The organism is Bowmanella yangjiangensis (assembly GCF_017255015.1).
Classification (GTDB): domain Bacteria; phylum Pseudomonadota; class Gammaproteobacteria; order Enterobacterales; family Alteromonadaceae; genus Bowmanella; species Bowmanella yangjiangensis.
In genome coordinates this window covers 1-1,428 of record NZ_JAFKCS010000207.1, presented here as the reverse complement: position 1 = coordinate 1,428, position 1,428 = coordinate 1, and the positions used below count along the sequence as shown (strand labels likewise).

At 50.6% G+C, this 1,428-nt stretch carries 1 protein-coding gene; it reads left to right on the top strand.

All coding sequences use genetic code 11. The annotated features are described in order from the left end of the window. Positions 1-97 precede the first annotated feature (97 nt). Complete coding sequence (locus tag J0A65_RS23355) at positions 98-1,120, top strand: IS110 family RNA-guided transposase (protein ID WP_206596681.1); 1,023 nt, start codon at positions 98-100, stop codon at positions 1,118-1,120. Positions 1,121-1,428 lie beyond the last annotated feature (308 nt).

Sequence of the window (1,428 nt, the reverse complement as noted above, 5' to 3'; positions counted from 1 at the left end):
GGATAATGGTATGGACCCACTCCACCTCCTAATCGGCTTCATAGTGAGCCAAAATGGAGATTCGACAAACCATTTAACGGAAGTGGAGTGGATCAACATGAAGACTACAACCATTGGCCTAGATATAGCAAAGAACGTTTTTCATTTTGTTGAAATCAACCACATGGGGCGATTGCTTAGAAAGAAGCAGCTTAAACGCAAGCAATTGCTGGCATATATGGCAAAGCTGGAGCACTGCGTTATTGCCATGGAGGCCTGTGGTGGCGCTAACTATTGGGCAAGGGAGTTTGAGAAGCTGGGTCACCAGGTGAGGTTGATTTCGCCGCAATATGTCAAGCCTTACTTGAAGGGGAACAAGAACGACTACAACGACGCCGAAGCTATCGCTGAAGCGGCGCAGCGCCCGACCATGCGCTTTGTCCCCGTGAAGTCGACGGCCCAGCAGGATATTCAGAATCTGCATCGTCAGCGCGAACGCCTCAAGAAAGAGCGCACTGCCTTGGTGAATCAGATAAGAGGCTTACTGGCCGAATACGGAGTTGTGCTCGACAAGAGTGTAACCGCTGTGCGTAAGGGGTTACCTGATATTCTGGAAGATGCCGAGAACGGCCTTACCCCACTCGCCCGAGAGGTGTTCGCTGAGCTGTTTGACGAGTTGCAAGCCTTTGATAAACGCTTCAAGCGGTGTGAACGCCGCATAGCTACGGCTAATCAGGAAAATGAGACTTGCCGCCGACTGGATGAAATACTGGGTGTCGGAACGATAACCGCTAGTGCCACCTATGCGGCCGCAGGTGAAGGTAAGGATTTCGTCAACGGCCGACATTTTTCAGCGTGGTTGGGACTGGTTCCTGGTCAGCATTCAAGTGGCGGTAAACCTGTCTTACTTGGGATTAGCAAACGCGGTAATGCGTACCTTAGGACACTTTATATCCACGGCGCACGAGCGGTGTTGAGACATACTGCCAACAAAGATGATTGTTTTAGTCGCTGGGCCCAAGCGGTACTTGAGCGACGGGGATATAACCGCGCCTGCGTGGCTGTTGCCAACAAGTTGGCGCGGATAGCCTGGGTGATAATGTCAAAAGGTGAGCGATATCGCCCGGCCACAACGGCTTAGTAGCAGAAATGAAACGCGAAAAAATATCAGTATCTAGTCGCAGATAGTCAGGAAACCCTTTACTCAGTTGCAAAAGACATATTGATCGGATGGTGAGATAGGTCAGACCGGCTCATTCAAAACCTGGGACACGCAGAGGCCCCTTGGAGGCCTTAAGGATAATGAGGAGGATGAGCGCACATAACCATCGGGGCCAGGAAGCAAAAATCTTCCATCAACAGGCCGGATATATGAGAGCAATGATTTTCTCTCACATCAGTGATCAAAGGTCTTGCAAGCGGAGTGGGTCCATATATGCGTGTCATATC